This is a genomic window from Streptomyces sp. NPDC003635 (assembly GCF_053587635.1).
On the sequence record NZ_JBSFOK010000042.1, the window covers coordinates 58,861 to 83,557 of the forward strand.

General features: G+C 71.6%; 28 protein-coding genes, 1 tRNA gene and 1 pseudogene. 14 read left to right on the forward strand and 16 right to left on the reverse strand.

All coding sequences use genetic code 11. The features are described 5' to 3' along the window. Window positions 1-26 precede the first annotated feature (26 nt). On the forward strand, window positions 27-812 hold the full coding sequence (locus ACWDRW_RS30950; RefSeq protein WP_451728721.1) for a TIGR01458 family HAD-type hydrolase: 786 nt from the start codon (window positions 27-29) through the stop codon (window positions 810-812). Here ACWDRW_RS30950 and ACWDRW_RS30955 read toward each other — a convergent pair. Then, complete coding sequence (locus ACWDRW_RS30955) at window positions 798-1,571, reverse strand: sulfite exporter TauE/SafE family protein (protein ID WP_451728724.1); 774 nt, start codon at window positions 1,569-1,571, stop codon at window positions 798-800. The genes ACWDRW_RS30950 and ACWDRW_RS30955 overlap by 15 nt on opposite strands. Window positions 1,572-1,658: 87 nt before the next feature. Continuing rightward, complete coding sequence (locus ACWDRW_RS30960) at window positions 1,659-2,846, reverse strand: thiolase family protein (protein ID WP_451728793.1); 1,188 nt, start codon at window positions 2,844-2,846, stop codon at window positions 1,659-1,661. A gap of 164 nt (window positions 2,847-3,010) precedes the next feature. Between ACWDRW_RS30960 and ACWDRW_RS30965 the strand changes: the two genes are divergently transcribed. The 13 genes from ACWDRW_RS30965 to ACWDRW_RS31025 all read left to right on the forward strand — a co-directional run bounded on the left by ACWDRW_RS30965 (window position 3,011) and on the right by ACWDRW_RS31025 (window position 14,214). Then, window positions 3,011-3,820, forward strand: a complete 810-nt coding sequence (locus tag ACWDRW_RS30965) for an alpha/beta hydrolase (RefSeq protein ID WP_451728726.1) — start codon at window positions 3,011-3,013, stop codon at window positions 3,818-3,820. A gap of 27 nt (window positions 3,821-3,847) precedes the next feature. Next, window positions 3,848-4,138, forward strand: a complete 291-nt coding sequence (locus tag ACWDRW_RS30970; protein WP_451728728.1) for a WhiB family transcriptional regulator — start codon at window positions 3,848-3,850, stop codon at window positions 4,136-4,138. Further along, on the forward strand, window positions 4,135-4,617 hold the full coding sequence (locus ACWDRW_RS30975) for a Dps family protein (RefSeq protein ID WP_451728731.1): 483 nt from the start codon (window positions 4,135-4,137) through the stop codon (window positions 4,615-4,617). Before ACWDRW_RS30970 ends, ACWDRW_RS30975 begins: the two co-directional genes overlap by 4 nt. A 31-nt stretch (window positions 4,618-4,648) precedes the next feature. After that, complete coding sequence (locus ACWDRW_RS30980) at window positions 4,649-4,981, forward strand: DUF3140 domain-containing protein (RefSeq protein ID WP_451728733.1); 333 nt, start codon at window positions 4,649-4,651, stop codon at window positions 4,979-4,981. A 155-nt stretch (window positions 4,982-5,136) separates the two neighbouring features. Continuing rightward, window positions 5,137-5,946, forward strand: coding sequence for an SAM-dependent methyltransferase (locus ACWDRW_RS30985; RefSeq protein WP_451728736.1), 810 nt, complete (start codon window positions 5,137-5,139; stop codon window positions 5,944-5,946). A gap of 170 nt (window positions 5,947-6,116) precedes the next feature. Further along, on the forward strand, window positions 6,117-6,920 hold the full coding sequence (locus ACWDRW_RS30990; RefSeq protein WP_451728738.1) for a hypothetical protein: 804 nt from the start codon (window positions 6,117-6,119) through the stop codon (window positions 6,918-6,920). Window positions 6,921-7,063: 143 nt separating this feature from the next. Continuing rightward, window positions 7,064-7,876 (forward strand): SAM-dependent methyltransferase, encoded by an 813-nt coding sequence (locus ACWDRW_RS30995; protein WP_451728741.1) that lies wholly within the window; start codon window positions 7,064-7,066, stop codon window positions 7,874-7,876. Window positions 7,877-7,919: 43 nt separating this feature from the next. Further along, on the forward strand, window positions 7,920-9,323 hold the full coding sequence (locus tag ACWDRW_RS31000) for a glutamine synthetase family protein (RefSeq protein WP_451728744.1): 1,404 nt from the start codon (window positions 7,920-7,922) through the stop codon (window positions 9,321-9,323). Between the two features lies 1 nt (window position 9,324). Continuing rightward, window positions 9,325-10,470, forward strand: coding sequence for an amidohydrolase family protein (locus ACWDRW_RS31005; RefSeq protein ID WP_451728746.1), 1,146 nt, complete (start codon window positions 9,325-9,327; stop codon window positions 10,468-10,470). Between the two features lie 41 nt (window positions 10,471-10,511). Next, a complete protein-coding gene (locus tag ACWDRW_RS31010; protein WP_451728795.1) occupies window positions 10,512-11,039 on the forward strand; it encodes an NUDIX hydrolase family protein in 528 nt (175 codons plus the stop codon). Window positions 11,040-11,150: 111 nt separating this feature from the next. Continuing rightward, window positions 11,151-11,588, forward strand: coding sequence for a Fur family transcriptional regulator (locus ACWDRW_RS31015; protein WP_451728748.1), 438 nt, complete (start codon window positions 11,151-11,153; stop codon window positions 11,586-11,588). Between the two features lie 34 nt (window positions 11,589-11,622). Next, window positions 11,623-13,842, forward strand: coding sequence for a catalase/peroxidase HPI (gene katG / locus ACWDRW_RS31020; protein WP_451728751.1), 2,220 nt, complete (start codon window positions 11,623-11,625; stop codon window positions 13,840-13,842). 84 nt (window positions 13,843-13,926) lie between these two features. Beyond that, window positions 13,927-14,214: a DUF1905 domain-containing protein gene (locus ACWDRW_RS31025; RefSeq protein ID WP_451728754.1), complete on the forward strand. Its 288-nt coding sequence runs from the start codon at window positions 13,927-13,929 to the stop codon at window positions 14,212-14,214. A 72-nt stretch (window positions 14,215-14,286) separates the two neighbouring features. On the opposite strand, the gene ACWDRW_RS31030 is transcribed toward ACWDRW_RS31025, so the two are convergent. The 14 genes and pseudogenes from ACWDRW_RS31030 to ACWDRW_RS31095 all read right to left on the reverse strand — a co-directional run. Continuing rightward, window positions 14,287-14,363, reverse strand: a tRNA-Pro gene (locus tag ACWDRW_RS31030). Window positions 14,364-14,444: 81 nt separating this feature from the next. Then, entirely contained in the window at window positions 14,445-15,740 is a 1,296-nt protein-coding gene (locus ACWDRW_RS31035; protein ID WP_451728757.1) for an MFS transporter, read from the reverse strand. A 115-nt stretch (window positions 15,741-15,855) separates the two neighbouring features. Beyond that, window positions 15,856-16,215: an MmcQ/YjbR family DNA-binding protein gene (locus ACWDRW_RS31040; RefSeq protein ID WP_451728760.1), complete on the reverse strand. Its 360-nt coding sequence runs from the start codon at window positions 16,213-16,215 to the stop codon at window positions 15,856-15,858. A gap of 30 nt (window positions 16,216-16,245) precedes the next feature. Next, the gene (locus ACWDRW_RS31045; RefSeq protein ID WP_451728763.1) at window positions 16,246-16,803 is read right to left on the reverse strand and encodes an N-acetyltransferase family protein; all 558 of its coding nucleotides are present in this window, start codon (window positions 16,801-16,803) and stop codon (window positions 16,246-16,248) included. Continuing rightward, a complete protein-coding gene (locus tag ACWDRW_RS31050) occupies window positions 16,752-17,336 on the reverse strand; it encodes a helix-turn-helix domain-containing protein (protein ID WP_451728766.1) in 585 nt (194 codons plus the stop codon). Before ACWDRW_RS31050 ends, ACWDRW_RS31045 begins: the two co-directional genes overlap by 52 nt. A gap of 47 nt (window positions 17,337-17,383) precedes the next feature. Further along, a complete protein-coding gene (locus ACWDRW_RS31055) occupies window positions 17,384-18,757 on the reverse strand; it encodes a B12-binding domain-containing radical SAM protein (RefSeq protein WP_451728768.1) in 1,374 nt (457 codons plus the stop codon). A gap of 45 nt (window positions 18,758-18,802) precedes the next feature. Next, window positions 18,803-19,705 carry a LysR substrate-binding domain-containing protein gene (locus ACWDRW_RS31060; protein WP_451728771.1) on the reverse strand — a complete coding sequence of 301 codons (903 nt, stop codon included), beginning with the start codon at window positions 19,703-19,705 and terminating at the stop codon, window positions 18,803-18,805. Window positions 19,706-19,722: 17 nt separating this feature from the next. Further along, window positions 19,723-20,916 carry a glycine C-acetyltransferase gene (locus ACWDRW_RS31065; RefSeq protein WP_451728774.1) on the reverse strand — a complete coding sequence of 398 codons (1,194 nt, stop codon included), beginning with the start codon at window positions 20,914-20,916 and terminating at the stop codon, window positions 19,723-19,725. Between the two features lie 18 nt (window positions 20,917-20,934). Beyond that, window positions 20,935-21,963 carry an L-threonine 3-dehydrogenase gene (gene tdh / locus ACWDRW_RS31070; protein ID WP_451728777.1) on the reverse strand — a complete coding sequence of 343 codons (1,029 nt, stop codon included), beginning with the start codon at window positions 21,961-21,963 and terminating at the stop codon, window positions 20,935-20,937. 153 nt (window positions 21,964-22,116) lie between these two features. Next, window positions 22,117-22,692: a GAF domain-containing protein gene (locus ACWDRW_RS31075; protein WP_451728779.1), complete on the reverse strand. Its 576-nt coding sequence runs from the start codon at window positions 22,690-22,692 to the stop codon at window positions 22,117-22,119. Window positions 22,693-22,751: 59 nt separating this feature from the next. After that, a complete protein-coding gene (locus ACWDRW_RS31080; RefSeq protein ID WP_451728782.1) occupies window positions 22,752-23,366 on the reverse strand; it encodes a GTP-binding protein in 615 nt (204 codons plus the stop codon). Further along, on the reverse strand, window positions 23,344-23,715 hold the full coding sequence (locus ACWDRW_RS31085; RefSeq protein ID WP_269664727.1) for a DUF742 domain-containing protein: 372 nt from the start codon (window positions 23,713-23,715) through the stop codon (window positions 23,344-23,346). The genes ACWDRW_RS31080 and ACWDRW_RS31085 overlap by 23 nt, the downstream gene beginning before the upstream one ends. A gap of 2 nt (window positions 23,716-23,717) precedes the next feature. Then, a complete protein-coding gene (locus tag ACWDRW_RS31090; RefSeq protein ID WP_451728785.1) occupies window positions 23,718-24,152 on the reverse strand; it encodes a roadblock/LC7 domain-containing protein in 435 nt (144 codons plus the stop codon). Between the two features lie 68 nt (window positions 24,153-24,220). After that, window positions 24,221-24,697: pseudogene (locus ACWDRW_RS31095) on the reverse strand (ATP-binding protein); the annotation flags it as partial.

A 24,697-nucleotide genomic window follows, 5' to 3' on the forward strand; every position in this document is an offset into this window, starting at 1 on the left:
CCCTCCCGGATCGCTAGGGTCCGGGCATGGAATCCGTGCGTGCCGTGCTCATCGACATCGACGGTGTCCTCACCGTCTCCTGGCAGCCGCTCCCCGGCGCGGTCGAGGCCTTGCGGGAGATCCGCGAGGCAGGGTTCGGGGTGGCGCTGGTGACCAACACGACCTCGCGGACGCGGGCGTCCATCGCCGGGACGCTCGCGGACGCGGGGTTCCCGGTGTCGGCCCAGGACATCCTGACGGCGCCCTCGGTGACGGCCGCGTATCTGGCCGAGCACGCGCCGGGGGCGCGGTGCGCGCTGCTGAACAGTGGCGACGTGGCGGAGGACCTTCAGGGGGTGACGCTCGTCGACGAAGCGCCGGACGTCGTCATCGTCGGCGGCGCCGGGGAGGAGTTCGGGTACGCGGAACTGAACCGGGCGTACGGGCATCTGCAGCGGGGGGCGCGGCTGATCGCCATGCACCGGAACCTGTACTGGCGCACGGAAGAGGGGCTGCAGCTCGACTCCGGGGCCTTCCTGGTGGGTCTGGAGCGGGCGGCGCGCGTGGAGGCGGAGGTGACGGGGAAGCCGTCGGCGGCCTTCTTCGAGGCGGCGCTGACCCTGCTCGGGGTGGGCGCGGACCAGGCGCTGATGGTGGGGGACGACGTGGAGTCGGACGTACTGGCGGCCCAGCGGGCGGGCATCACCGGGGTGCTGGTCAGGACCGGCAAGTTCCTCCCGGAGACCCTGCGGGAGGCGAGCGGCGCGCCCGACCATGTGCTCGACTCCTTCGCCGACGTGCCGGCGCTGCTGCGGGGCTCAGGGCAGAAGTAGCTGGACGCCTCCCACGACGGTCGCCGCGATCACGAGCCGCTCGAAGAGCCGTTGGTTGATCCTGTTCACAGCCCATTTGCCGATCAACGCACCGGGCACCACGAACACCACGAGCGCCGCGTCAAGGAGCAGCGAGCGGCCGTCGATCAGACCGAGCCCGACGCTGAACGGCACCTTCGAGACGTTGACGATCAGGAAGAAGAAGGCGGAAGTGCCCAGGAAGCCGAGCTTCCGGAAGCCCGCCGAGAGCAGGTACATCGCCATCACCGGGCCACCGGCGTTGGCGACCATCGTGGTGAACCCGCCGAGCACCCCGTAGGAGCGGGCCTTGATCCGGCCGACCCGGGTGACCACCGCGTCCGGATCCCGCTCGGCGTCGGCGACCCGGCGGCGCCACACCGTCACCGCGGCCATCAACAGCAGGATCGCGCCGATCGAGGACCGGACGATCCCGTCGTCGGCCCACATCAGGAAGAGCGTGCCCGCCACCACCCCGCCCGCGACCGCGGGGAACAGCCGCCACAGGGTGGGCCAGTGAGCGTGCCGGCGGTAGGTGAGCACGGCCAGCACGTCCCCGGCGATCAGCACCGGGAGCAGTACGCCCGTGGAGGCCCGGGCGGGCAGCACCGCGGCGAAGACCGCCAGGCTGACCGTGTTGGCCCCGCTCACGGCGGTCTTCGAGAAACCGACGAGCAGTGCCGCGAGAGCGAGCGCGGCGAACTCCCAGCCGGTGATGTGCCACAGCGTCATCGTGTCCATGCGGAAACTGATGCTATGCACATTCAATCAACGCGGCAGCACCGTCTCATCAGGCGGCGCCTGTCTCATCAGGCGGCGCCTGACAGTTCAGTGCCGCTCCACCAGCACCGCGCTCCCCTGCCCGACGCCCACGCACATCGTGGCGAGCCCCCGCTCCGCCCCCGTACGCCGCATCCGGTGCAGCAGCGTCGTCAGGATCCGCGCGCCGGAGCAGCCCAGCGGATGCCCGAGCGCGATGGCGCCGCCGCTCGGGTTGACCAGTTCCGGATCGACGCCCAGCCGGTCCACGCAGGCCAGCGCCTGGGCCGCGAACGCCTCGTTGAACTCGGCCTCCTGAAGGTCCGCCACGGTCCACCGCGCCCGCGCGAGCACCTTCTGGGTGGCCGGGACCGGACCGATCCCCATCACGTCCGGATGCACCCCCGCGGACGCCCCGGCGACATACCGGCCGAGCGACTCGAGCCCGAGGTCGTTCAGCGCCTCCTCGCTGACGAGAAGCAGTCCGGCCGCGCCGTCGTTCATCGGCGACGCGTTGCCCGCCGTGACCGTGCCGCCCTCACGGAACACGGGCTTCAGGCGCGCGAGCTTCTCGTACGACGTGTCCTCGCGCACGCACTCGTCGCCGTCGACGACGATCCCGTCGGGCCGTTCCACCGGGAGCAGTTCGTCGTCGAAGTGGCCGTTCTTGCGGGCCTCGGCGGCGAGCCGGTGGCTGCGCAGCGCGAACTCGTCCTGCCGTTCGCGCGAGACGCCGTACCGGGCGGCCACCTCCTCCGCGGTCTCCCCCATGGACAGCAGCCCGTGGAGTTCCCTCATCGCCGGGTTGACCAGCCGCCAGCCGAGCCGGGTGTCGACGGTCTCGATGCGGTGCGGCAGGGCCTCGTCGGGCCGGGGCAGCACGAAGGGGGCGCGGCTCATCGACTCGGAGCCGCCCGCGAGCACGATGTCCGCCTCACCCGCGGCGATGGTGCGTGCGGCGGTGGTGACGGCCTCCAGCCCGGACGCGCACAGCCGGTTCACGGTGGCGCCGGGCACCGACTCGGGCAGCCCGGCGAGCAGCGCGGCCATGCGGGCGACATTGCGGTTGTCCTCGCCGGCCTGGTTCGCGGCGCCCCAGTACACGTCATCGACACGCGCCGGGTCGAGCGCGGGCACATCGGCGACCAGGCCCCGGATCACCGCGGCGGCGAGGTCGTCGGGCCGTACGGAGGACAGTGCTCCGCGCAGTTTGCCGATGGGGGTGCGGCGGGCGGCCGCGAAATGGACGGGACGCACGGGGAACTCCTGACCGACAGCGCCGGCGGTCTCACGACCGGTCATGACCAGCGACTCTGATTGACAGCACCGCTTAATTAGCACCGCTAGTTTCGGACTATAGACCGCCGACCGCACCCCTGGGAAGATCCCCGGAGACCTTCACCGACGCAGCCGGAGGAGACATGGCCAACAGCCGCGAACACATCCTGGCCGCAACCCGCGGCCCGATCGTCGTACGCGAATGGCCGAGGCGGGATCCGCGGTACCTGGCGCTCGTCGTGCACGGTTACGGGGAGCACTCCGGCCGGTACGACGGACTGGCCGCGGTCCTCACGGCCCACGGCGCGGCGGTCTTCGCTCCCGATCACACAGGTCACGGGCAGTCGTCGGGCCAGCGGGTGCTGATCGAGGACTTCGAGGACGTCGTCACCGACGTGCACGCCGTCGCGGAGCTGGCCCGGACCGCGCATCCCGGCCTCCCGCTGGTGATGGTCGGGCACTCCATGGGCGGACTGATCTCGGCCCGCTTCGCGCAGCGGTACGGCACGGAGCTCACCGCGCTGGTGCTGTCCGGGCCGGTCATCGGCGACTGGGCGCTGCCGCGCCGGCTGCTCGCCCTCGACGAGATCCCGGACACCCCGATCAGCCCGGGCGCGCTCTCCCGCGACCCCGAGGTGGGCTCGTCGTACGCCGACGATCCGCTGGTGTGGCACGGCGCGATGAAGCGGCCCACGGTGCAGGCCTTCGTCCGGACCCTGGACGTCGTCTCCAAGGGCGGTGACGTCGGTCCGCTGCCGCTGCTGTGGCTGCACGGGGACGACGACCGGCTGGTGCCGCTCGACGGCAGCCGGGCCGGCGTCGAGGAGTTGCGCGGCGAACGGCTGGCCGAGCACGTCTATCCGGGCGCCCGGCACGAGGTGTTCCACGAGACGAACAAGGAGGAGGTCTTCGCCGACCTGGTCCGCTTCCTGGACGACGTACTCACGAAGTGAGACAAGCCACTCCATGGATCGTCGGGTTTGCACCAGTACACCCGGGGCACCCGCGCCCCCATGGAGTGGTTGCGGAACGCGGCCTGCGCGGGTGAGGACCCTGAGCTGTTCTTTCCCGTGGGCACCCGGGGACCGGCTCTGCGGGAGATCGCGGCCGCGAAGAGCGTCTGCGCCCGCTGCCCGGTGAGCCCTCAGTGCCTGGCCTTCGCGCTGCACAGCGGACAGGTCTCGGGGGTGTGGGGCGGGACCCGCGAGGAGGAACGCGCCGAGCTGCTCCGGACGACCAGGGAACACGCGAGGAGGAGAACAGCACCATGACCGTGGTGAGGAGCACTCTGCCCGACAAGGAACGCCGTATCGCCGGGGACGCCCTGCAGGACACCCTGGTGGACCTGCTCGGTCTGTCGCTCGTCGGGAAGCAGGCGCACTGGAACGTCGTCGGACCGAGGTTCCGTTCGATCCACCTGCAGCTGGACGAGGTCGTCTCGGCCGCGCGCGCCTTCTCCGACACCGTCGCCGAACGCGCCGCGGCGCTCGGCGTGTCGCCGGACGGCCGCCCCGAGACCGTCGCCGCGTCCTTCGGGCTGCCCGGCGCCGGGGAGGGCTGGCTGCGCGACACCGAGGTGGTCCAGCTCATGGTGACGACGCTGGAGGCGGCCATCGGCCGGCTGCGGGACCGTATCCAGGCCACCGAGGGGCCGGACCCGGTCACCCAGGACCTGCTGATCACCATCACCGGCGAGCTGGAGAAGCAGCGCTGGATGTTCGACGCGGAGAACTGGCCCCGCGACGAGTGAACCGGCCCCCCGAGAGCGGAAGGGAAAGACGATGACCGACTCCCTCGAACTCGACACGCTGTGGGAGGAGTTCCACCGCGCGGTGAACATGACCTCGCAGGAACTCGCCGCCTGGCTGCGGGTCAGCGAGGCCTCCGAGGAGACCGAACCGCTGCCGGAGCACGCCGGGACACCGACAGGACAGCACGTCCTCGCGATCCTCCAGAAGCGCCGCACGGACCTCACCGACGCCGACATCCAGGTGATGTACGAGGTGGTCGACACGGTCGCCGAAGAGGCGGACGTGGAGAACGAACCCGCGGCCGAGGACCCGCGCCGCCGGCACCTGCTGATGTCCGTCGGACACGATCCGCTGAAGCCGTGAGCGACGAGAGGCGGGTGCGAACTCGCCTCTCTCGCCGCCCATTTGACCAAGGGCCACCCACCCCGGAGGTGGCCGAAGACAGTCTCCGCCGCGTCGGATGATCGTGAAAGACTGCCCGCGACGCACAGCGTGCCGACCGAGCAGAGGAGCAGCGAGTGACCGGGACCGAGCCGGCCGTCCGCATCGACACGACCCGGCCCCATCCGGCCCGGGTCTACGACTGGTACCTCGGCGGCAAGGACAACTACCCGGTCGACGAGGAACTCGGTCGGCAGATCATGGCGATCGACACGGGCGCGCCGCGCGCCGCGCGCAGCAACCGCTGGTTCATGCAGCGGGCCACCCGCCATCTCGCCGGGACGACGGGAATCCGCCAGTTCCTGGACATCGGCACCGGCATCCCCACCGAGCCCAACCTCCACCAGATCGCCCAGTCCTTCACGCCGCAGGCGCGCGTCGTCTACGTCGACAACGATCCGATCGTGCTGGCCCACGCCGAGGCCCTGCTGCGCGGGAGCCCCGAGGGCGTGACGGAGTACGTCCAGGCCGACGCCCGTGATCCGCGCGCGATCCTCGAACAGGCCTCCCGCGTCCTCGACTTCGACCGCCCGGTCGCCCTGTCCCTGATCGCCCTGCTGCACTTCGTCGCCGACGAGGACGGCGCGTACGACCTGGTCGGCACCCTGGTCGAGGCGCTGGCTCCGGGCAGTTGCCTGGTCCTGTCCTGCATGACGGCCGACTTCGAACCGGAGAACGTCCGGGAGGGCATCGAGCGGTACGCGGCGGGCGGGGTCACCCTCGTGGCACGCACGAAGGCCGAAGTAGGCACGTTCTTCGACGGACTTGAGCTGGTCGAGCCGGGCATCGTCTCGGTGCGGGACTGGCGCCCGGACCTCGGCCGGGACGAGTCCCCGCTGGGTCCCGGACCCGTGTCGCTCTACGGCGGAGTCGGCGTCAAGCGCTGAGCCGCCCGCACGTCCCACCCCTGACCGGTGCGCCCGGCAGCACGAGCGACCCCGGACGGTCTCCCGAACGGGCCGGCCCCCGAAGGGTCACCCGAACGGGCCGGTGCCGCTGGTGGTCGCGAGGGGCCGGTGATGCGCTGGGGGAAAGCGTCCCGAGGAGGCATCCCGCCATGACCCGCACCCGCCGACCGGCCCCCGTCCTCGCCGCGGCCCTGGCGACAGCCGCCCTGCTGACCTGCGCCGCCTGCTCGGACGACGCGAAGGACAGCGCCGGCGCCACGGACGCGGCCACGACGGACGTGGCCGCCACCCCGCTGGCCGCGCGGACCACCGCCGCGCCCACCCTCACCGAGGCCGGTGCCCGGGCCGCGCTGATCACCGAGTCCGACATCGAGGACGACTGGACCCAGGTCGAGAACGCCGAGGACTGGCGCGATTCCCTGCTCATCGCCCAGGTCGACGTGGGTGATTTCCTCACCGGCAAGGCGGACGCCGCCGACTGCCAGCGGCTGCTGGACGGCCTGTACAGCGAGGACCTGCTGGGCAAGCCCTCCGGCGCGTCGGCGCTGCGCGGTTTCGAGGAGGGCGACTCCCGGCTGCTGTACCAGGTCGCCGCGTACGACCGGACCGACGTCGGCGAGTCCCTGGCCTGGATGAAGACCCTGCCGGAGAAGTGCGACCGGTTCACCGCCACCGACAAGGCGGGCGAGGAGCGGACGGTCGAGGTGATCGGGACCTCGCTGCCCGACGAGGGCGACGCCCGTCAGGGACTGCGCGTCACGGTCCAGGGCGACGTCGACGGCTCGCCCACCACGCTGACCCAGGACGTGGCCGCCGTACAGGTGGGCTCCGACGCGATCACGGTCACCGCGGGCGGCCTGGACGGCGACGAGGACGACTCCGTCGAGGACGCCGTGGAGAAGGGCACCCAGCGTCTGGAGGACGTCCAGGCGGGCAAGACGCCCTCCGCGTAACGGCGTGGATTTTCCGCCGAGTTCACCCTCGCGCAGCCCAACCGCCGCTGATCCTGTGCCGATTCCGCAGACAGGGTGATCAAGGGACGGCACAATGGCCCCACGGCCGGTTTCGGCCGTACGTGCGAGGAGAGGAACGAGTCGTGACCGAAGGCCACACCCCGGCGGACGTGTCGTCGAGGCTGAACACCGGTGTGGCGCACAACGCGCGTGTGTGGAACTACTGGATCGGCGGCAAGGACAACTACGCGGTCGACCAACAGGTCGGCGAGCATGTCGCCGGGATGTTCCCGATCATCCGGGACATCGCCCGCGCGGACCGCGACTTCCTCGGCCGGGCGATGCGCTTCCTCGCCGAGGAGCGCGGGGTACGGCAGTTCCTGGACATCGGCACCGGCCTGCCGACGGCGGACAACACCCACGAGATCGCCCAGCGGGTGGCCCCGGACGCGCGGATCGTGTACGTCGACAACGACCCGATCGTGCTCGTGCACGCCCGCACCCTGCTGACCGGCACCGACAGCGGTGTCACCGCCTACGTCGACGCCGATGTGCACGACCCCGACGCGATCCTCGAACGCGCCGCGTCCACCCTGGACTTCACCCAGCCGGTCGCGGTGATGATGCTCGGCATCCTGAACTTCGTCCTCGACGCCGACAAGGCCCGTGACATCGCCCGCCGGGTGATGGCCGCGGTCCCCTCCGGCAGCTACCTGGTCCTGACCCACCCCACCTACGACGACGAGGTGGGCGGCGCGGGCCAGATCCCGGCGATGGAGTTCTGGAACGAGAACGCCACTCCCCCGATCACCGCCCGCAGCGGCGCCGACATCGCCGCGTTCTTCGAGGGCCTGGAACTGCTCGAACCGGGCCTGGTGTCGTGCTCGGTGTGGCGCGCCGAGTCCGACTCTCCCGTCGCGGTGCCGCAGTACGGCGCGGTGGCCGTGAAACCCTGACGCCCACAGCGAGTTTCACGACCCAGCTCGACGAGGAGAGCGCATGACCACCCTTGCCGACCCCGTGCCCGGGGGACGTCCCGGGGACGTCGAGCGGGCCACCGCGCTGAGCGGGGAGCTGGCCGGGCGGGGCGTGCACGGCGTTGTGCTGGCCTATGTGGACACCTCGGGCATCGGCAGAGTGAAGGCGATCCCGACGGCGAAACTGCCCCACGCTGCGGCCTGGGGCGTCGGGATGTCACCGGTGTTCGACACGTTCCTGGCGAACGACTCCATCGTCACCACCGACGTCCTCGGCTCCCCGGACGGCGATCTTCGTCTCTACCCCGACCTGGACCGGCTGGTGGTGCTGGCCGCACAGCCCGGCTGGGCGTGGGCGCCGGTCGACCGGATCACCCAGGAGGGCGAGCGGCACCCCGGCTGCGTCCGTACCGTCCTGCGCCACCTGGTCGCGGAGGCCGAGCGGCGCCACGGCCTCACCTTCCGGGCGGCCATCGAGATCGAGTGGGCCGTCGGTCAAGGACCTCTGGCCAAGGGCGAGTTCGTGCCCGCGGTGACAGGTCCGGCGTACGGCGCCACCCGGCAGATCGAGCTGAGCGACTGCACCGCCGAGCTGCTGGCCGCGCTCGCCGAGCAGGGCGTGGAGGTCGACCAGATCCATCCCGAGTACGCGGCGGGCCAGTTCGAGCTGTCGGTGGGCGCCCTGGACCCGGTGGCGGCGGCCGACCGCAGCGTCCTGGTGCGGCAGACGATCCGGGCGGTGGCCCGGCGCCACGGCCTGGTGGTCTCCTTCGCCCCCGCGGTCTTCGCCGAGGGCGTCGGCAACGGCGGCCATCTGCACCTCTCCGCCTGGCGCGACGGCGCCAACCTGCACGCGGGCGGCGACCGCCGGCACGGCATGACGGCCGACGCGGAATCCTTCACGGCGGGCGTACTCGCCCGCCTCCCGGCGCTGACGGCGGTGACCGCGCCCAGTCCGGCCAGCTATCTGCGGCTCAAACCCGCCCAGTGGGCAGGGGTGTTCACGGCCTGGGGCCGGGAGACGCGGGAGGCGGGCGTTCGGGTGATCACCGGCACCGCGGGCCTGCGGGACCTGGCGGCGAACATCGAGATCAAACCGGTCGACCTGGCCGCGAACCCCTATCTCGCCCTCGGCTGCGTCGTCGCGGCGGGCCTGGACGGCGTCACGCGCTCGGCCTCCCTGCCCGAGGAGATCACCGGCGATCCGAGCCGCCTCGGCCCCGAGGAGGCCCGCGCCCGGGGCGTGCGCCGGCTGCCGACCTCGCTCGGGGAGGCGGTGGAGGCGTTCCGCGGGGACGAGGTGCTGTCCGCCGCGCTCGGGCCGGTCCTCGCCGACGCGGTGACGGCCGTACGGGAGGGCGAGATCGCCGCCGTCGACGGACTCGACGACGCGGAGATCGCGGCGGCCTACCGCTGGCGATACTGACGTGACGGCCACCGTGCAGGAGGCGCTGGCCGCGCTTCCCCTGGTCGACCATCACTGCCACGGCGTGGCCGGCGAGGCCCTGGACCGGCCCGGCTTCGAGTCGCTGCTGACCGAGGGCGCGGCCTGGCCCGGGATCTCCCCCTTCGACACCCCGGTCGGCGTGGCCGTCCGCCGGCACTGCGCACCCCTGCTCGACCTGCCCCGGCACGCGGCCCCGGACGCCTATCTGGACCGGCGCGCCGAACTCGGCCCGCGCGAGGTGACCCGGCGCCTGCTGGCCGCCGCCGGAACCGAGGTGTTCTGCGTCGACACCGGCCACACCCCGCTCCCGCTCACGGCCCCGCGCGAGCTGGCCGAGGCGGCCGGGGGCAGCGCCTACGAGGTCGTACGACTGGAGAACGTCGCCGAGTCGGTGGCGGGGGCGGGTGTCGAGCCGGACGCGTACGGTGCCGCCTTCCGCCGCGCCGCCGAGGACGCCGTGCGGCGGCCCGGGGTGGTGGCGGTGAAGTCGGTCGCCGCCTACCGCACCGGCTTCGACCTCGACCCGGCCCGGCCCACCGAGGCGGAGGTCACCGAGGCGGCCCGGCGCTGGCTCGCGGCGGGCGGGCGGCTCGCCGATCCGGTGCTGGTGCGGCAGTTGCTGTGGACGGCCGTGGACCTCGGGCTGCCGCTCCAACTGCACACCGGATTCGGGGACAACGACATCCGGATGCACCGGGTGGACCCCACCCACCTCACCGACTGGCTGCATCTGACCGCCGGCACGATCCCCGTGCTGCTGCTGCACTGCTGGCCGTATCAGCGCCAAGCCGCTTATCTGGCCGCCGTGTTCGAGCACGTGTACCTCGACGTGGGCCTCACCCTGCATCACGTCGGGCCGGCCCGGGCACGCGCGGTGCTGGAGGAGGCGCTGGAGATCACCCCGTTCCGCAAGCTGCTGTACAGCTCCGACGCCTACGGGCTGGCCGAGTTCTACCTGCTCGGCGCAGTCTCCTTCCGGCGGGGTCTCGCCGCGCTGCTGCAGGACCGGGTCGACGAGGACGAGCTGAGTCTGCCCGACGCCTTACGGATCGTGCGGTGGACCGGCTCCGCCAACGCCCGCCGCCTGTACGGACTTCCCGCCGAAACCGTCCCCCGTCGCGACTGAGCGCGGCCGTCACCGGAAAGTATGATCAAGCAATGTCTGATATGACCGAAACCACGCCCGGTTGGCTGACCTCCGACGAGCTGGAGATGGCTCGCGCCAACATGCCGATTCTGTATGTCGAGGCCGTGCCCGTGCGCGTCGACGACAGCGGCGAGGTGACCAGCATCGGCCTGCTGCTGCGCATCGGACCGGACGGAACGGTCAGCCGGACCCTGGTCTCCGGCCGTGTGCTGCACCACGAGCGGGTGCGCGACGCACTCCTGCGGCACTTGGAGAAGGACCTCGGCCCGGTGGCACTGCCCCGGGTCCCGGCCTCCCTGCAGCCCTTCACGGTCGCGGAGTACTTCCCCACGCAGGGCATCACGCCGTACCACGACCCCCGTCAGCACGCGGTCTCGCTCGCCTACGTGGTCCCCGTGACCGGTGACTGCCGCCCCCGGCAGGACGCCCTCGACCTGGTGTGGTTCAGCCCGCACGAGGCCCTGTCGCCCGCGGTGCAGAGCGAGATGCCGGGCGGCCACGGCGTGCTGCTGAAGCAGGCGCTGGCGCATGTGGGGTGCGTGATCTGACGGTCACGGAGCCTGTCGCGGGCCCGCCCTCCCCGCGACGCCTCCCGGCCACAAAATTAGAATCTGTCGTTTTCTTGAACCGTTCGTGTTTTTGAGGGTAGGTTCGGCGACATGAGCTCCTCCGGAACCCCGACCACCGCCGACGAGCTGCGCGGCGCGGGCCTGCGGGTGACGGCCGCGCGGGTCGCGCTCCTGGAGACCGTCCGGGTCGGTGACCACCTGGGCGTCGAGGCCATCGCCTCCGGAGTGCGGGACCGCGTGGGCCATATCTCCCTGCAAGCCGTGTACGAGGGTCTGCACGCCCTCACCACGGCGGGACTCATACGCCGTATCGAACCGGCCGGCAGCCCGGCCCGGTTCGAGGGACGCGTCGGGGACAACCATCACCACATCCTGTGCCGGTCGTGCGGCGTCGTCGCCGACGTCGACTGCGCGGTGGGTGACGCCCCCTGTCTGACCGCCTCGGACGACCACGGTTTCACGATCGACGAGGCCGAGGTCATCTACTGGGGCACCTGCCCCGACTGCTCGACCCCCCAAAGTCTCTGAGCACGAGATCCACCAAGCCCGGAAGGATGCCGCAATGGCTGAGAACCCCGACGCAATCGTCACCGACCCCAAGACGGAGGAGGGCACGGGGGGCTGTCCCGTCGCGCACGGGCGTGCCGCGCACCCGACCCAGGGCGGCGGCAACCGTCAGTGGTGGCCGGAGCGCCTCAACCTGAAGATCCTCGCCTCGAACCCGCCGGTGACCAACCCGCTGGGCGAGGAGTTCGACTACGCCGAGGCGTTCCAGAACCTGGACCTGGCGGCGGTGAAGCAGGACATCGCCGAGGTGCTGACCACCTCGCAGGACTGGTGGCCGGCGGACTTCGGCCACTACGGCCCGTTGATGATCCGTATGGCCTGGCACAGCGCGGGCACCTACCGCATCAGCGACGGCCGCGGCGGCGCCGGCGCCGGCCAGCAGCGCTTCGCGCCGCTGAACAGCTGGCCGGACAACGGCAACCTGGACAAGGCACGCCGTCTGCTGTGGCCGGTCAAGAAGAAGTACGGCCAGTCCATCTCGTGGGCCGACCTGATGATCCTCACCGGCAACGTCGCCCTGGAGCAGATGGGCTTCCAGACCTTCGGCTTCGCCGGCGGCCGCGCGGACGTCTGGGAGGCCGACGAGGACGTGTACTGGGGTCCCGAGACCACCTGGCTCGACGACCAGCGCTACAGCGGTGACCGTGAGCTGGAGAACCCGCTCGGCGCGGTCCAGATGGGCCTGATCTACGTCAACCCGGAGGGCCCCAACGGCAACCCGGACCCGATCGCCGCGGCCCGCGACATCCGCGAGACCTTCCGCCGGATGGCGATGAACGACGAGGAGACCGTCGCCCTCATCGCCGGTGGCCACACCTTCGGCAAGACCCACGGCGCCGGCCCGGCCGACCACGTGGGCAACGACCCCGAGGCCGCCTCCATGGAGGAGCAGGGCCTGGGCTGGAGGAGCACCTACGGCACGGGTGTCGGCAAGGACGCGATCACCAGCGGTCTCGAGGTCATCTGGACCACGACGCCGACCCAGTGGAGCAACGGCTTCTTCAAGAACCTCTTCGAGTACGAGTACGAGCCGGACACCAGCCCGGCCGGCGCGCACCAGTGGATCGCCAAGGACGCCCCGGAGATCGTGCCGGACGCCTTCGACCCGGAGAAGAAGCACCGCCCGCGGATGCTGACCACCGACCTGTCGCTGCGGTTCGACCCGATCTACGAGCCGATCTCCCGCCGGTTCTACGAGAACCCGCAGGAGTTCGCGGACGCCTTCGCCCGCGCCTGGTTCAAGCTGACCCACCGTGACATGGGCCCGAAGTCGCTGTACCTCGGCCCGGAGGTCCCCTCCGAGACGCTGATCTGGCAGGACCCGCTGCCGCAGGCCGAGGGCGAGCGGATCGACGCCGCCGACGTCACGGCGCTGAAGGCGAAGATCCTCGACTCGGGTCTGAGCGTCTCGCAGCTGGTCTCGGCCGCCTGGGCCTCCGCCTCCACCTTCCGCGGCAGCGACAAGCGCGGTGGCGCCAACGGTGCCCGGATCCGCCTGGAGCCGCAGCGCGGCTGGGAGGTCAACAACCCGGACGAGCTCGCCCAGGTGCTGCGCGCCCTGGAGGGCATCCAGAGCGAGTTCAACTCCGGCGCCAAGAAGGTCTCCCTGGCCGACCTGATCGTCCTCGGCGGCTCCGCCGCCGTGGAGAAGGCCGCCAAGGACGCCGGTGTCGAGGTCGAGGTGGCGTTCACGCCGGGTCGTGTCGACGCGACCGAGGAGCACACGGACACCGAGTCGTTCGCGGCCCTCGAGCCGACGTCCGACGGGTTCCGCAACTACCTCGGCAAGGGCAACCGCCTGCCGGCCGAGTACCTGCTGCTGGACCGGGCGAACCTGCTCACCCTCAGCGCCCCCGAGATGACGGTCCTGGTCGGTGGTCTGCGCGTGCTGGGCGCCAACCACAACGGCACCAAGCACGGCGTCTTCACCGAGACCCCGGGCAAGCTGACCAACGACTTCTTCGTCAACCTGCTCGACCTGGGCACGGAGTGGAAGTCGACCTCCGCCGACCAGTCCACCTTCGAGGGCCGCGACCTGGCCTCGGGCGAGGTCAAGTGGACCGGTACGCGGGCCGACCTGGTCTTCGGCTCGAACTCCGAGCTGCGGGCGCTCGCCGAGGTCTACGCGAGCGACGACGCGAAGGAGAAGTTCGTCAAGGACTTCGCCGCGGCGTGGACCAAGGTCATGGAGCTGGACCGCTTCGACCTGGTCTGATCCCACCAGTCACCCCGGGCCGGCCGACCTTCCGTCGGCCGGCCCGGCCGTTTGTCCCCTTCTCGCTCGTCTGGAGACGCATCAGTGGATCTCACGTTCACCGGCAAGGTGATCGAATGGCGCGGTCCGGCGCCGTACTACTTCGTCCCGCTCCCGGACGAGGAGTCCGCCGACATCCGCGAGGTGGCGGCGATGGCCACGTACGGCTGGGGCGTGATCCCGGTGGAGGCCCGCGTCGGGCAGGCGGACTTCACGACGTCCCTGTTCCCCAAGGACGGCGGCTACCTGCTGCCGCTGAAGGCGGCGGTACGCAAGCCGGAGCGGCTCTCGGCGGGCGACGAGGTGGCGGTGGCGCTGACGGTCCGTCTCTGAGAAAGCCCCGACAGACACGACGGAGGCCGTCCTCTCATCTCTGAGAGGACGGCCTCCGACCTGCGATGAAGCTGGTCGGGACGACAGGATTTGAACCTGCGACCCCTTGACCCCCAGTCAAGTGCGCTACCAAGCTGCGCCACGTCCCGATGCCCGCCTGACCTGGGCTTTCCCCGGGCCGAACGAACATGGAAACAATACCGCACTCGGCTCGGTGGTCGCGCACCGGTTTATTCGGTGCCCACCCGCTCGGGGTCCCCGGCGGGCATCGCGCCGGTGGTCGGCGCGTCGACGCGTTCCAGGTTCCGGATCGGGCGCACCGCGAGCAGGGTCGCGGCCACGACCAGGCTCATCACGGCCGCCACCACGAGCACCTGGTCGGTGCCGAGGACGGCGGCCGAGGGGCCCGCCAGGGCCTGGCCGACCGGCATCATCGCCAGGGAGCCCGCGACGTCGTAGGCGTGGATGCGGTTGAGGACCTCGGGCGGGACCTGGGTCTGGACGGTGGTCGCCCACATCACGCTCCAGAAGGACATGCCCGCGCCCGCCACGGCGGCGCCGGCCGCCATCGCCGGTACGTCCAGGCCCAGGCCCACCGTCGCCGGGAAGCCGACGAACGCGAAGAGGCTGATCGCGCCCGCGCGGAGCATCCGGCGGGGGCGCAGACGCAGGGCCAGCAGGCCGCCGACCACGGTGCCGGCGCCCAGGGCGGAGTTGATCAGGCCGTAGGCGCCGGGTCCGTGTTCCTGTACGACCTCCGTCGCCACCAGGGGGATGCTCGGGCCCCAGACGGTGAGCATGTAGAGACACCAGACGGCGATCACGCCCCAGAGCCAGGCCCGTGACCTGAACTCCCGCCAGCCCTCGACCAGGTCCGCCCGGAAGGTGCTCGGCACCGGCGCGCCGTCGAGGGGCAGCGGGGGCAGGCGGAGCAGCAGAAGGCACAGCGCGCTCACGGCGTACGTCGCCGCGTGGGCGGCGAAGACCCCGCCCGGGGAGGCGAGGCCCACCAGGAGCCCGGCGAGGGCGGGTCCGGCCAGCTGGGCCGCCGATTCCGCGATGCGTATCGCGCCGTTCGCGCCTTGGACGTCGGTGGCCAGCCGGGGTGTCGTGCTCGCGACGCCCGGCTGGAAGACGGCGCCCGCGACGCCGTTGACGAAGCCGATCGCGCAGATCTCCCACAGCACCACGTGCCCGGTGAAGAACAGACCGGCGGCCAGCGCCTGGGTACCCAGGCGCACCACGTCCGCCCAGATCATCAGCAGACGCGTGCTGAACCGGTCGGCGATCACTCCGCCGAAGACGACCAACCCGGCGAAGGCGGCGGCGGTGGCGGCCATGGCGAGGCCGACCGCGCCCGCGCCGTAGCCGTGCTGGAGCAGTCCGGCGGCGAGGGCCACCGGCAGCATGGTGTCACCGAGCCGGGCGACCGCCCGGGCCACGAAGAACAGGCCGAAGTCACGGGACCACACGGGATGCCCCCCGGCCGCCCCTTCCCGAGCCGGCTTCGACAGCCCCCTCGCCATGCCCCCGCTCCCCTCCGCGCACATCCGCCCCTGAGGCAGCCGGAGCCCCCTCCGCCCCGGCTGCCACGCTCGCCCCCGGATCATGCCACGCGGTACCGACAACGCCCGAGGGATTTCACTCGGCGCCCGGCAGCCCCAACTCCGGGTAGTCCTCCAGGAGTCGGGTGGGCGCCGCCTGACGCCAGGAGTCGGCGAGGATGTCCCGCAGCTCCCCCTCGTCCTCCAGTGCCGCGAGCCGTACGCGCACCCAGGCGAACTGCGCCTCGTGGTCGGCGATCCAGAACTTGTCCGGCTCGGCCAGCACGAGTTCGTCGCGCTCCTCCTTGGGGCAGCGCACCGCGATGGAGGTCTCTTCCTCGGGCAGCGTGGCGAACATCTTCCCCGCCACCCGGAAGGTGGGCATGCTCCAGGCGATCTTCTCCGTCGTGTCCGGCAGGGACAGGGCGATACGGCGTACGTCTTCGGCATCGTGCATGGCAGGCACCGTAGCCGCTGCCACTGACAGTCAGCCGGTGCCGACGTGCTTGTAGTACAGGGTCGTCGGCCGCAGCACCCCGCCCGGGTCCGCCGCGTAGTCGGGAATCACCCCGGCCCGCGTCCACCCCGCCGACCGGTACAGATGCTCCGCGGGGCTGTCGGTCTCGGTGTCCAGGTGCAGCAGGGTGACACCCGCGGCGCCGGCCGCCTCCTCCGCGGCGGTCAGGAGCGTACGGCCGAGGCCGCGTCCCCGGGCGTTGCGGTGCACCATCAGCTTGACCAGCTCGGCGCGATGGCGGCTGTTGGGCTTGTCGGGGAAGACGAGGCTGACGGTGCCGACGATCCGCCCGCCGTCGAGCGCGACCCACACGGCGAACCGCCCCTCCGCCCGCGCCCTCCACCAGGCCCGCGCCTCCGCGCGGTCCAGGGGCGCGAGGAAGCCGATCGAGGCGCCCCCCTCCACCGCGTCCATCAGCAGATCCGCCAACTGGTCCACGTATTGCGGCAGTTGGGCCTCGGTCAAGCGTGACACGATCACGGCAGCACCACCGCCAGCACATACCGCGTCTCGTCGGGACCGCCGCATCGGAACCGCGTCGGCCCCCACACCCGCAGCCGCAGACAGTCCCCGGCCTCCAGGTGATGCCCGGCGTCCTGCGCGGTCACGTCGAGCGCCCCCCGCAGCACCCAGATGTGCTGCTCCAGACCTGGCACGGGCGGCCGGTCGTAGGCGATGTCGGCGCCCGGGGCCAGCCGCCCCTCGACCAGCTCGCCGCGCAGCCCGGGGTGCGGCGGGGACACGGACCGGCGTACGAACCCGGAGGCCCGGTCCGCCCAGACCTGCTGTTCGGCGGCCCGCACCAGCAGGGCGGGCTCGGACTCCACCTCGCTGAGCAGCTGGGACATGGTCTGCCCGTACACCCCGCACAGCCGGTTCAGCAGCGAGGCGGTGGGGCTGATCTCCGCCCGCTCGGCCCGCGACAGGGTCGACTTGCTGACCCCGCTGCGCTCGGCCACCTCACCCAGCGACCATCCGTGCGCGGCGCGCAGCTCGGCCAGCCGGGCGGCGAGCCGGACGTCGACGGGGTCGGGGCCACCCTCCACAACAGTCTGTTTCATATTCGGGACTCTATCCCGTATCTGAAACAGGCGTCACTCCCTCCCCCTCACTCCCTCCCCCCGAACGCCGCCAGCGTCCGCTCCAGCGCCGGCAGCGCGCGCACCACCCGCTTGGACCGGATCAGCAGATCCCACGCGGGCTCGAACTTCTTCCACCCGCCCGCGTAGGCGAGATGCCGCAGCCGCTCGCGCGTCCCGGGCTGGGCCCCCGCACCCCGCCAGATGTTGGACCAGCGATAGAAGTCGCGGTACGCCCGCCAGTACCCGTCCTGCAGCTGACGCGGCGTCATGCCCTTCGGCCGGTAGACGACATGCCGGGTGTCGTACAGATCCCAGTCCCGGTGCACGATCCGGTCCTCGGCCTCCAGTTGCTTCCACAGCCCGGTCGACGGATACGGCGTCATGATGTGGAAGGTCGCCGTCTCGATGCCCTGCTCCACCGCCCAGGCCACGGTCCGGTCGAAGACGTCGGGGCCGTCCTGGTCGAGCCCGAAGACGAAGCTGGCGTTGACCATCACCCCGGCATCGTGCAGCCGCCGTACCGCCGCCGCGTAGTCGGTGCCGATGTTCTGGTTCTTGCGGCGCTCGGCGAGGTTGGCGTCGTTGACGGTCTCGAACCCGACGAACAGGCTGCGCAGCCCCGCCTCCACCGCGCGCTCCAGCAGGTCCGGTTTCAGGACGGAGTTGACCGTGCCGGCCGCCTGCCACAACCGGCCCATGCCCTTCATGCCGTCGAACAGGGCCTCGGCGAAGCGGCGGTTGCCGAGCAGATGGTCGTCGAGGAAGTAGAGATGGCGACCGGGCAGGCGGTCGATCTCGGCCAGGGCGTCGTCGACGGCCTGCGTGTAGAAGGACTTCCCGCCCTCGAAGAAGGCGTCCTTGTAGCAGAAATCGCAGTGGTGCGGACAACCCCTCGATACCACGATCGAGTTCGGCACCAGGTACAGGTGACGTTTGATCAGATCCCGTCGCACCGGCGGTAGTCCGGCAAGCGTCCGCCGCGTGGAGTCGTAGCGCCGGGCGGGGGCGCCGTCGCGGAAGTCCTTCAGGAACAGCGGCCAGGTGTCCTCCCCGGGCCCGGTGAAGATCGTGTCGGCGTGGGCCGCCGCCTCCTCGGGCAACGAGGTGACATGCAGTCCGCCCATGGCGACATGCACCCCCCGGGCCCGGAAGTGATCGGCTATCTCGTAGCCGCGCCGGGCCGAGGTGATGTACGGCTGGACGACCAGCAGGTCGGGGGTGTCCAGGGACTCCAGGTCGATCCGTTCGACGTGCTCGTCGTGGAGGGTGACCTCGTCACCGGGGTCCAGATAGCCGGCCAGGGTGGCGAGGCCGAGCGGCGGGAACAGCGAGTACTTGATGGGCCGGAACAGCGGGCTGGTCGCCTCGGTCAGGGCCGGAAGGATCATCGTCACACGCATGACAACCCAGACTCCGGAAGGCGCGTGGCCGGTTCCCGGCCCGCTCTAGGCCTCCGCCGCGACCAGAAGTGCGTCCAGGACCGGCCGGATCAGCGGATGCTCCTCCGCGCCTCGTCGTACGGCCGCGAAGACCCGGCGCGTGGGTGCCACCCCGTCGACCGGGCGGACGACCACGCCGGTGAGATCCGTGCCGCGCAGCGCCGAGCGCGGGACCAGGGCGACGCCCACGTCCGCCGAGGCCAGCGCCACCACCGCGCGGAAGTCGTCCGAGGAGTGTTCCAGGCGCGGCTGGAAGCCGGCGTTCTCGCAGGCGAGCACGACCACGTCATGGCAGGGATTGCCGGGGTACGGCCCGATCCACGGGTCCTTGGCCAGCTCCCCCAGCGGCACCTCGGCCACATCGGCCAGCCGGTGCGTCATCGGCACCACCGCGTCGAAGGGCTCGGCGTACAGCGGGAGGTGGCTCAGCCGCGGGTCGTCGGCGGGCGGGGCCCCGCGGTACTCGACGGCGACCGCTATGTCGACCTGCCGGTCCAGCACCATCGGCAGGCTGGCGTCACCCTCGGCGTCCAGGACCCGGATCCTGATCCCGGGCGCGGTATCGGCGAGGCGGGCCACGGCCGGGGCGACGACCTGGGCGATCCCGGTCGCGAAGGAGGCGACGGTGACCGTGCCGGCCGCCCCGGAGCCGTAGGCGGCCAATTCCGCCTCGGCCCGCTCCAGCTGGGCGAGGACCGCGTTGGTGTGGCTCAGCAGGATCTCACCGGCCGGGGTGAGCCGTACGCCCTTGGCGCCGCGCTCCACCAACCGGTGGCCCGTCTCCTGCTCCAGGGCCGTGAGCTGCTGCGACACCGCTGAGGGCGTCAGATACAGCGCGGCGGCAGCCGCCGTCACGGTGCGATGGTCTGCCACCGCACGGAGGATGTGGAGCCGCCGCGCTTCGATCACCCGTCGATTGTCTCAGGTCAGCCGGCCAGCTCCGCCCGGGCGGCGACGAAGGCGTCCACGGCCCGGTCGACGTCCTCGGTGGAGTGCGCGGCGGACAGCTGGACCCGGATGCGGGCCTGGCCCTGCGGCACCACCGGGTAGGAGAACCCGATCACGTACACCCCGCGCTCCAGCAGCAACTCGGCCATCCGGCCCGCCTCGGCCGCGTCGCCGATCATGACGGGGGCGATGGCGTGGTCGCCGGGGAGGATGTCGAAGCCCTCCTCGGTCATCCGGCGGCGGAACAGGGCGGTGTTCTCGCGGAGCCGGACCCGCAGGTCGTCGGCGGACTCCAGCAGGTCGAGGACCTTCAGGGAGGCGGCGGCGATCACCGGGGCGAGGGTGTTGGAGAACAGGTACGGGCGGGAGCGCTGGCGGAGCAGGGCGACGATCTCCGCGCGGGCCGCGACATAGCCGCCGGAGGCGCCGCCGAGGGCCTTGCCTAGGGTGCCGGTGATGATGTCGACGCGGTCCATGACGCCGTGCAGCTCGGGGGTGCCCCGGCCGCCGGGGCCGACGAAGCCGACGGCGTGCGAGTCGTCGACCATCACCATGGCGTCGTAGCGGTCGGCCAGGTCGCAGATCTCGGCGAGCGGCGCCACGTAGCCGTCCATGGAGAAGACGCCGTCGGTGACGATCAGTCGGCGCCGGGCGGACTGCGCCTCCTTCAACTGCTGTTCCAGGTCGGCCAGATCACGGTTGGCGTAGCGGAAGCGGCGGGCCTTGGAGAGCCGGATGCCGTCGATGATCGAGGCGTGGTTGAGGGCGTCGGAGATCACCGCGTCCTCGGGGCCGAGCAGCGTCTCGAAGACACCGCCGTTGGCGTCGAAGCAGGAGGAGTACAGGATCGTGTCCTCCTGGCCGAGGAAGGCGGACAGCCGCGCCTCCAGCTCCTTGTGCACCTCCTGCGTACCGCAGATGAAGCGCACCGACGCCATGCCGTAGCCCCAGCGGTCCAGCGCCTGGTGGGCGGCGGCGATCACCTCGGGGTGGTCGGCGAGACCGAGGTAGTTGTTGGCGCAGAAGTTGAGCACCTCACCGGGCTGCCCGCCGGCGGTGACCTCGACGGTCGCGGACTGCGGGCTGCCGATGACCCGCTCGGGCTTGTGCAGCCCGGCGGCACGGATCTCGTCGAGAGTGGTGCGCAGGTCGTCGCGCACGGAGTCGAACATCGAAGAAGCTCCTAAGGGTTACGCGGTCCAGTCGAGGATGACCTTGCCGCCGCGGCCGCTCGCCGCGTCCGCGAAGGCCGCCTCGAAGTCGCGGTAGTCGTACCGGCCGGTGATCACGGGGCTGAGGTCGAGGCCCGCCTCCAGCAGGACCGACATCGCGTACCAGGTCTCGAACATCTCACGGCCGTAGATGCCCTTGATGGTGATCATCGAGGTGACGATCCGGGCCCAGTCGACCGGGAACTCCTCGGCGGGCAGGCCCAGCATGGCGATCCGGCCGCCGTGCGTCATGTTGGCGATCATGTCGCGCATGGCCTCGGCCCTGCCGGACATCTCCAGTCCGATGTCGAAGCCCTCGCGCAGCCCCAACTCCTGCTGTCCGTCGGCGATCGAGGTCTCCGCCACGTTGAGCGCCAGGCTCACCCCGATCTTGCGGGCCAGTTCCAGGCGCTCCTCGCTGACGTCGGTGATCACGACGTTGCGGGCGCCCGCGTGCCGGGCCACGGCGGCGGCCATCAGACCGATCGGGCCCGCACCGGTGATCAGCACGTCCTCGCCGACCAGCGGGAAGGAGAGCGCGGTGTGCACCGCGTTGCCGAACGGGTCGAAGATCGCGGCGACATCGAGGTCGACCGGGACCCGGTGCACCCAGACGTTGCCGGCGGGCAGCGCGACGTACTCGGCGAAGGCACCGTCGCGGCCGACCCCGAGCCCGACCGTGGCCCGGCACAGGTGCCGGCGTCCGGCCAGGCAGTTGCGGCACTTTCCGCACACCAGATGGCCCTCGCCGCTGACCCGGTCGCCGGGCTTGATGTCGGTGACGTCCCGGCCGGTCTCCACGACCTCGCCGACGAACTCGTGCCCGAGCACCAGCGGTGTCCGGATCGCCTGCTGCGCCCAGCCGTCCCAGGACCGGATGTGCAGGTCGGTGCCGCAGATGCCGGTGCGGAGCACCTTGATGAGTACGTCGCCGGGTCCGACGGCGGGCTCGGGGACGTCCGCGAGCCAGAGCCCGGGCTCCGCCTTCTCCTTGACCAGCGCCTTCACGCGTACGGCTCCTGAGGGTGAGATCCCGGACACGGGCATGCCGAAACAGCCCGGACCCGGGAAGAGGAGTGGTGACCACTGCAATCTGCCGTACGGCGTGCCGCCGGTCCATCGAGGATTTCTTAACCGCGGCCCAAGCTCCGCTTCACACCCTCACAGCGGCAGTCCGCCGCCGTCCCGCCGCTCCAGCCGTACGGCGAGGTCCACGGCGGTGGACTTGATCGTCTCCAGGCCGGTCCTGCCCCAGGTCCGGGGCGCCACGTCGGCCACGCACACCGTCCCCAGGACCATGCCCGTGCTGTCGATGAGGGGCGCGCCCAGGTAGGAGCGGATGCCGAACTCGTCGACGACCGGGTTGCCCGCGAAACGCGGGTAGTCGAGGACGTCCTCGAGGACCAGCGCCTTGCGCCGGACGACGACATGGGGGCAGAAGCCGTGGTCGCGGGGCATGCTGCGGCCGAGCTCCGGGCTGGTGCCGTCCCCCTTGCGGTACGGCACGCCGGCCGGGCGGCACAGGCCCGCGAAGAACTGCCGGTGCTCGTCGAGGAAGTTGACCATCGCGTACGTCGCCCCGGTCACCTCGGCGAGACGGCTCGCGTAGGCGTCGAGGGCGGGATCGGTGCGTTCCCCGAGTCCCAGCCCGCGCAGCCGGCGCGCGCGGGCGGGGGCTTCCTTGTCCTCCGGGGTAAGCAGCAGACGACCGGCCGGGCGGGGCGGGTCGTAGCTCATGGGCGCACTCCGTCGCTGTGGTCGTATGACATGGGCGGGCTCCGTGGGGTGTGCGGGGATCACATGTGGGCGCCGTGGCCGGTGGGGGCGGCCGGAGCATGGGCGATGAGGTGCTTGACCAGGGTGAGCAGGGTCTGGACGCCCGAGCTGGAGATCCGGGCGTCGCAGCGCACGACGGGTACGTCGGGATCGAGGTCGAGGGCGGCCCGGACCTCCTCGGGGTGGTAGCGGTAGGAGCCGTCGAACTCGTTGATCGCGAGGATGAAGCCGAGGCCGCGCTGCTCGAAGAAGTCGACGGCGGCGAAGCAGTCCTCCAGGCGGCGGGTGTCGGCGAGGATCACCGCGCCGAGCGCGCCCTCGCAGAGCTCGTCCCACATGAACCAGAACCGCTCCTGTCCGGGCGTGCCGAACAGGTACAGCACATGCTGCGGGTCGAGGGTGATGCGGCCGAAGTCCATCGCCACCGTGGTCTCGACCTTGTTCTCGACACCGTCGAGACTGTCGGTCGCGGCGCTGACCGTGGTGAGCAGCTCCTCGGTGCTCAGCGGTGCGATCTCGCTGACGGCGCCGACGAAGGTCGTCTTGCCGACCCCGAAGCCGCCCGCCACCAGGATCTTCAGCGCGGTGGGGAACGGGTCGCCGCCGTCGTAGTCAGAGCTGTCGTCGTAGTCCATCGAGCACTGCCTCCAGAAGAGCCCGGTCAGTCGGGTTGTGGTGGAACTCGGGGGGCTTGGTGGTGAGCGCCCCGCAGTCGACGAGGTCCGACAGCAGCACCTTGGTCACCGCCGCTGGCAGCTTCAGGTGGGCCGCGACCTCGGCGACCGAGACGGGGGCGCGGCACAGGTCGAGCGCCTCCGTGTGTTCGGGGCCCAGATAGCCGAGGGGGGTCGCCCCAGTGGCCATCACCTGGGAGATCAGGTCGAGGGCGACGGTGGGCCGGGTCCGGCCGTTGCTGACCGTGAAGGGGCGCACCAGCCGTCCGGCCGCGTCGTCGAGCCAGGGCCCGTCGCCGGCCGCCGCCACGCTCAAGGCCTCGACGCCGAGGGTTCGACGGCGTGCTGCCGGGGGGCGGTGACCAGATAGGGGCGGACGCTCTTGACCAGCATCGCCATCTCGTAGCCCAGCACCGCGGCATCGGCCTCGCGGCCGGCCAGCACCGCGAGACAGGTGCCGGATCCCGCGGTGGTCACGAACAGCAGGGTCGAGTCGAGTTCGACGACGACCTGGCGGACGTCTCCGCCGTCACCGAAGCGGATCCCGGCGCTGCGCCCGAGGGAGTACAGCCCGGAGGCCAGGGCGGCCATGTGGTCGGCGCTGTCCGGGTCGAGGCCGTGGACCGACTTCACGAGCCCGTCGCAGGACAGGAGCACCGCACTGCTGGTGTGCGGGACGCGCTGCACGAGGCCGCTCATCAGCCAGTCGAGATCGGACGCATGGCCGGTGGGCGCTTCGCTCGCCATGATGGATCGACTCCTTGAGGTACGAAGGTCTGCGGGAGCGCTGGGCAGGGGGGTGGGTGCGTGCGGGGTCATCCGGCTGTCGCGCTCCCGTCGTGCCGGTTGGTGTGATCGGGGCGGGACAGCTGCGCGGGGCGCGCCTCGGTGATGCGCGCCGTGGGCACGTCCGCCTCCATGAAGTCCGCGCCGGCGTGGTCCAAGTGCTCCGACTCCAGGTGCTGTTGGGCCTCGGCGAGGCCGATGCCGCGCTGGAAGGCGGCCATGAGGCCGGGGTCGTGGCCGGGGACGTGCTCGGGTTCCTGGCGCGGGACGGGGCCGTCGCGCAGTTGGGGGGCGATGTGTTCCTGGGCGCGGCGCCGGGGGAGCTGGGGCTTGCCCATGGTGCCGCGCACGGCGCCGGAGCGCGGGGTGGGCGGGGCGACGGTGTGCTCGGCGACGATGTGCCGGTCCTCGGGCCGGATGCCCGGTACGGCCTCGGCGATGGTGCGTCGTTCCTCGTGGGCCCCGCGCACGGGCAGGGGCGCGGGCCCGCTGCCGTTCGCCGTGGG